The sequence below is a fragment of the Streptosporangium sp. NPDC006013 genome, from assembly GCF_040614275.1.
Lineage (GTDB): Bacteria > Actinomycetota > Actinomycetes > Streptosporangiales > Streptosporangiaceae > Streptosporangium.
Genome location: NZ_JBEXUE010000541.1, coordinates 1 through 6,386, shown reverse-complemented (window position 1 = coordinate 6,386; position 6,386 = coordinate 1). Strand labels below are relative to the sequence as shown.

The window sequence follows — 6,386 nt, the reverse complement described above, 5'->3', positions numbered from 1 at the left end:
ACCTCTCCGGCCGGTCCCAGGGCATGGTCCGGCGGGAGTCCTCTCCCCACGCGCCCTCCAGGCCGATCTCGTCGCCCGCGAACACCATGGGCGTGCCGGGCAGGGTGAGCATCAGCCCGGCGGCGACCTCCACCAGGGCGGGGTCCCCTCCGCATATCGTGCGGATCCTGGCGGTGTCGTGGGAGCCGAGGATCGACCAGGAGTGGACCAGCGAGCGCCACGACAGGTGGCCGGAGAAGGCACGGATCGTCGCCACCGCGTCGCCGCCGCCGATCCTGGGCACCTCCGCCGGAACCCCGAGGAACGGCAGGTGGACCTCGGGGCCGCGCAGCCAGCTCCACACCGGGCGGGTGAAGCCGGCGTAGTTCATCGTCCCCTGCCAGCCGCCGACGTCGAGATCACCGGTGGCGTCGTGCGCGTGCTCGGCGACGAGCAGCCTGTCCGGGCACTCGTCGGTCATCGCCCGCCGGATGCGCCTGGCCACCTCGTGCGCGTGGTCCACCTGGCGGAGCCTGCCGGTCATGTTGGCCACGTCGATGCGCCAGCCGTCCAGGCCGAACCGGAGCCAGCTGCGGACGACCTCCTCCATCGCCCCCGCCAGCCGCTCGCTCGACCAGTCGAGCTTGGGCAGGGACGGAACGCCCATCCATGCCTCGTAGCCCAGATCGTCGTCGGTGAAGAAGAACATCTCCCGCTCGGCGGCGCCCTTGTCCCGCAGCGCCGCCTGGAACCAGGCATGGGTGTCGCCGCAGTGGTTCGTCGTGAGGTCGCCCAGGATGCGCATGCCCCTGCGATGCACCTCGTCGATCAGCGCACGGTAGGCCGCGTCGCCGCCGAGCAGCGGGTCGACCTCGGCGAAGGAGGAGGCGTTGTAGCGGTGGTTGGAGGCCGCGGGGAAGACCGGCGTCAGGTAGAGGGTGTCCGCGCCGAGGGCGGTGATGTGGTCCAGCCTGGAGCGGACACCGTCCAGGTCGCCGCCGAAGATCTGCCGCGAGGTGTCGGGCCCGCTCCCCGCGACGGGGTCGTCCCAGCCGCGGGGGATCGCCCACGGCGGCAGGTCGCGTGCCGTGCCCGAGGAGGCGAACCGGTCGGGGAAGATCTGGTAGATCACGCCGCCGGCCGCCCACGCGGGTGGGGCGGCGTGGGTGACCAGCTTGAAGTCGGTGGTGTCCGGAACGTCGTGGGTGGCCAGGCCGGAGGCGGTCAGCCAGCGGTAGCCGTCCGGACCGCCGATGAGGAAGCGGTAGCCGGTCACCTGGTTGCGGGCCACGATGTCGGCCCGCCACCAGGTCTCCCGCTCGGTCTCGCGGTCGATCACCGCCTCGGCGAAGTGCGGTTCGCCGTCCGGCGTGGTCCGCACGTGCACGCCGGAGCGGTGGCCGCGCGGAGTGCGGACGAAGACGGTGACCGTCTCTCCCGGCTCCGGCGCCTCCGTGCTGACGTGGTCGGGCGAGCCGTCGTGATGGAATCCCCGGTCTATCATGATCAACCTTTCACCGCGCCCGCGGTGAGCCCGTGGACGATGTATCTCTGCAGGAACTGGAAGACGACGACGGTCGGGATCGCGGTGAGCAGCGTGCCCACCGCGAACATGCCGAAGTTGGCGTTGCGCTGGTCGGCCAGCAGGCTGAACAGCCCGACCGCGAGAGTGCGGGCGTCGTCGCCGGTGAGGAAGACGCTGGCGATGAGGAACTCGTTGATCGTCCCGATGAAGACGAGCAGCGCGCTGATCGACAGGATGGGCGCCGAGAGCGGCAGGATCACCTTGCGGAACGCCTGGGTGGGCGTGCAGCCGTCGATCAGCATGGCCTCGTCGAGCTCCCGGGGGATCGTGTCGAAGAAACCCTTGATCAGCCAGGTGTTCACGCCGACCTGGCCACCGATGTAGAGCAGGACCACGCCCCAGACGCTGTTGAGCCCGAAGACGGGCCAGTTGTCACTGATCACGCTGAAGATGACGTACAGCGGGACGATGGCCAGGAACTGCGGGAACGCCTGGATAACCAGCAGCGCCACCAGGCCCGTACGGCGACCGGCGAAGCGGAAGCGGCTGAAGGCGTAGGCGGAGACCGCCGACACCGTCACCGACAGCACTGCGGTGAGCCCGGCGATCAGAACGGAGTTGAGGTACCAGGTCGGGAAGGCCGTGGTCTCGAAGAGGTCCGTGACGTTGGCGAGACCGGCGCCGCTCGGGAACAGGGTCGCCGAGCTGAGCGTGCCGAGCGGGTTGAGCGCCGAGGAGACCACGAACAGGATCGGGAAGAGGGCGAAGGCGGTGACGGTGATCGCCACCAGGTGCCGGAGGATCAGTCCGCTCCTCATCGGTCCACCTCCTGGAAGGCCCGGGTACGCCGGAAGCTGATGATCGAGAGCACCGCCACGATCAGGTAGACGTAGATGGACATCGCGGAGGCCAGGCCGTACTGCGCGCCCTGTTGCCCGAAGGCGAGCCGGAAGGTGTAGGTGATCAGCAGGTCGGTCGCCCCCATCGTCGGGTTGTCGGCGGGGAACGGGCCTCCGGCGGTGACCAGGAAGATGCCGTTGAAGTTGTTGAAGTTGAACGCGAACGACGAGACCAGCAGCGGGGCCAGCGCGAGCATCAGCAGCGGCAGCGTGACCTTCACGAACCGTTGCCAGGCGGTCGCGCCGTCCACCTGGGCCGCCTCCAGATACTCCTGCGGGATCGTCTGCAGCGCCCCGGTGGCGATCAGGAACATGTAGGGAAAACCCAGCCAGAGCTGGACCAGCAGCACCGACAGGCGGGCGGTGAGCGGGGCGCCGAGCCAGTCGACGTCGAGCCCGAGCATCCTGTTGATCAGCCCGAAGTCGGTGTTGAACATGTCCCGCCAGACCAGCAGCATCGCGAAGGCCGGCATGGCGTACGGCAGCACGATCAGGGTCCGGTAGGCCCGTACGGCACGCATCCGGGGATGGTGCAGCACCAGCGCGACCGCCACCCCGAGCGCGGCGGTCAGCACCACGACGGACGTGGCGTAGACCAGGTTCCAGCCGAAGACGCCGAGGAAGTGCGCGTTGATCTTCGGGTTGGTGAGCGCGGTGGTGAGGTTGGCCAGGCCGACGTCGACCTTCCAGCCCTGCGCCAGCGCCTGCCCGTCGTCGGAGACGAACCTGCCCTGCTCCTCGTCGGCCCGCCAGATCCTGTCCTGGCCGGTGACGCAGTCGCAGACCGCGTCGTAGGCGAGCGTCGCCGTGCCCCGATAGGCCCTCGACAGGCCCTGGCTGCGGATCGCCCCGCCCTCGACGGGCACGACCAGCTCGGTGATCTCCGAGCCCCTGGCGGAGGCCTGCGCGGCGGTCAGCACCGTGTAGCCGTCGGCCGCGGTGATCCGGCCACCGGTGCCGAGGGTGGCGCCCTCCAGGGGGCGCAGCCCCTCGGCGGTGCCGGTGTAGGCGCGTCCTTCCACCGCCAGCAGGAAGACCAGGTCTCCGTCCTTCTCGGCCACGGTGAGCCGGTACTCGGCGGAACCGGGCCGGCGCTTGACGGAGGAGGTCTCGATCGCGGTGATCGCGTCCTGCTTGCTCCCCAGGTGACCGTCGCCGATGTTGGTCAGCGCCAGCGACATCGTGTGGACCACCGGGAACACCTGGAAGGCGAGGACCAGGAGCGTGGTGGGCAGCAGGTACTTGGCGGGCAGCCGCCGCGGCGTCAGGTAGACGAGGAGACCCGCGGCGGTGACGACCGCGACGATCCCCACCCCGATCCAGTTCTCTGCCGCCACCAGCGGCGCGACCGCCCAGAGCGCGACGGCGACGATGAGCCCGAGCACCAGGACCCGCAGCGCGATCCCACCCGCGCTTCCCGGCCATGCCCCGGTCGCCACGGCCCACCCGCGTCCGCGGCGGGGCCGCTCGGGCGGCGGCGTCGCCTGGCGTGACCGAGCCCCCCGCCCCTCCTGGGCCGCGCGCCCGTTCCCGATTTCGAGAAGGACATCCCCCTCGCGGGGAGGGCGACGCCCCTCCCCGCTCCGGAATCGTCTCGTGTTCACTGCTCGAGCTGCTCGGCGATGGCCTTGGCGGCCGCCTCGACCGCCGGAGGCACCGGCTCACCCTTCACCGCGGCGTGGATGAGCGTGTTGAACGGCCCCCAGATGGCCACCATCTGCGGGATCGCGGGCAGCGGCGTGCCGTTCTCCGCGGCGGCCTGGAACTTGGCGACATCGGGGTCCTTGCCCGCCGCGTACGTCAGGGCCTCGTTCAGGGCGGGCATCCGCGGCTCGGCGTCGAACAGCGCCCGCGCCACCTCGGCCGAGGCCAGGGTGCCGGTGACGAACTCCTGGGCGAGCGCCTTGTTCTTGCCCTTGCTCGCCACGAAGAAGGACTGCACGCCCACGAACGGCTTGGCGGGCTCGGCCCCCTTGAAACCGGGCACCGGGGTGACGTCGTACTTCACGCCCGCCTTGCGGGCGTCGGCCAGCCGCCACGGCCCGGCGACCATGAACGCGGTCTTTCCCTCGTTGAAGGCGGCCGCCGAGTTGTCGGAGGTGAAGGAGCGCTTGAGCGCCCCCTCCCCCTTCTCACCGAGCTTGGCGATCCTCTCGAAGGCCTCGACGGACTCCTTCTCGCCCACCCCCAGCTCGGACGGGTCGGGGTCGCCGCTCGGGGTGGTGCCGAACAGGTGGGCGCCCGCCGAGGTGTAGAGCGGGTACAGGTGGTAGGTGTCACCGGACTGGCCGTCCTGCTGACTGACCGGATAGCCGATGATCTGCTCGACCTTCCCGGCGGCCTTGAGCTTCTTGCCCGTCTCGACCAGCTCGTCGAAGCTCCCGGGGGCCTCCGGCGCCAGCTCGGTGTTGCGGAACAGCGCCAGGTTCTCCACCGCGTACGGCACGCCGTACACCTGGCCGTCGTAGGTGACGGCCTTGCGAGCCACGTCCACGTACCCGGCGAGCTGGTCCTCCGTCATCTGGATCGGGTCGATGAGGCCGTTCTGCACCAGGTTGCCGATCCAGTCGTGCGCGCCGACGACCACGTCGGGGCCCTTGCCCGCCTGGGAGGCGGTGGTGAAGGTCTGCTGCTGGTTCTGGGCCACGACGACGACCTCGGCCTTGATCCCGTTCTCCTTGGCGAACGCCTCGGCGAAGGGCTTGAGGGTGTCCGAGCGCATCTGGTCGGCCCAGATGAGCAGGGTGGTGTCGCCGGCGGCGGCCGGGGCCGGGGAGGGCTGCCCCTGCGCCTGCGTGTTTCCGCCGCAGGCGGTCAGAACAAGGCCGAGCGTGAGGGCTCCGGCGAGGGTCTTTATGGGTCTGCGCACGCTTGAGCTCCAGGTGGGAAGGGGTTTTCAGGGGGTGCACCGTGATGTGCGCCGAAGTTAACAGAGGGTTCATCCAGCTTGGAATGCGTTGCAGGAAATTGCGGCAATGTTTCAGAATCTCTTGCAGAGTTTCAGAAAGCTGATCCACAATCACTGACCATGGCGGCACGACTCGACGAGATCGCCCGGCAGGCCGGGGTCAGCAAGGCGACGGTCTCCCGGGTGCTCAACGAGCGCCCCGGAGTGAGCCCGAGGGCCAGGAGCGCGGTGCTCACCGCCATGGACGTGCTCGGTTACGAGCGTCCGAACGGGTTGCGCCCGCGAAGCTCGGGGCTGGTCGGGCTGATCACCGCCGAGTTGCAGAATCCGGTTTTCCCGTTCTTCGCCCAGGTGATCGAGACGGGGCTGGCGCGCCACGGATACACCGCGGTTCTGTGCACGCAGACCCCCGAGGGGGCAGGTGAGGACGAGTACGTCGGGATGCTGCTGGACCGTGGCGTCTCCGGCATTCTCTTCGTCTCCGGGCTGCACGCCGACACGACCATCGACCACTCCCGCTACCACGGCCTCAGGCGGCGGCGGCTGCCCATCGTGTTCGTCAACGGTGACGTCCCGGGCCTCGGCGTTCCCTGCGTCTCCTGCGACGACGTCACCGCGGGCCGTATCGCCGCGCGCCACCTCGCCGAGCTGGGCCACCGTCGCATCGGGTTCCTCAGCGGCCCGTTGCGCTACTCCACGGTCCAGCGGCGGCTCGCCGGATTCCGTGCCTCGCTGCGGGAACTGGGCCTCGGGCACGACGCCGACGACCTGGTCGAACTGTCGCCCTTTGACGTCGAGGGCGGCCAGAGCGCCGCGTCCCTGCTGGTACAGCGGGGCGCCACCGCTCTGGTCTGCGGCAGCGACCTGATGGCGCTGGGCGCGGTACGCGCGGTACGGCGGTACGGTCTGAGGGTGCCCGAGGACGTCTCGGTCGTGGGCGCCGACGACTCCCCGCTCATGTCCTTCACCGACCCGCCGCTCACCACGGTCCGCCAGCCCGTCCAGGCCATGGGGGTCGCGGCCGTACGCGCCCTGCTCGACGAGATCAAGGGGCGCCCCGCCAGGGCCGCCGAGT

The 6,386-nt window shown here is 70.1% G+C and carries 5 protein-coding genes; 1 reads left to right on the top strand and 4 read right to left on the bottom strand.

The features are described 5' to 3' along the window. From ABZ260_RS44320 to ABZ260_RS44305, 4 genes are all read right to left on the bottom strand, one after another. Nucleotides 1–1,483 (bottom strand): glycoside hydrolase family 13 protein (locus ABZ260_RS44320; RefSeq protein WP_355630053.1); only part of this gene is annotated, 1,483 nt, incomplete at its 3' end. A gap of 2 nt (nucleotides 1,484–1,485) precedes the next feature. Next, entirely contained in the window at nucleotides 1,486–2,322 is an 837-nt protein-coding gene (locus ABZ260_RS44315; RefSeq protein WP_355630050.1) for a sugar ABC transporter permease, read from the bottom strand. Further along, nucleotides 2,319–3,842: an ABC transporter permease subunit gene (locus tag ABZ260_RS44310; RefSeq protein WP_355630047.1), complete on the bottom strand. Its 1,524-nt coding sequence runs from the start codon at nucleotides 3,840–3,842 to the stop codon at nucleotides 2,319–2,321. Before ABZ260_RS44310 ends, ABZ260_RS44315 begins: the two co-directional genes overlap by 4 nt. Nucleotides 3,843–4,003: 161 nt before the next feature. Beyond that, complete coding sequence (locus ABZ260_RS44305) at nucleotides 4,004–5,272, bottom strand: maltose ABC transporter substrate-binding protein (RefSeq protein ID WP_355630044.1); 1,269 nt, start codon at nucleotides 5,270–5,272, stop codon at nucleotides 4,004–4,006. A 159-nt stretch (nucleotides 5,273–5,431) separates the two neighbouring features. Here ABZ260_RS44305 and ABZ260_RS44300 point away from each other — a divergent pair. Then, nucleotides 5,432–6,386, top strand: a 955-nt coding sequence (locus tag ABZ260_RS44300) for a LacI family DNA-binding transcriptional regulator (RefSeq protein WP_355630042.1), incomplete at its 3' end; no start/stop codon positions are given.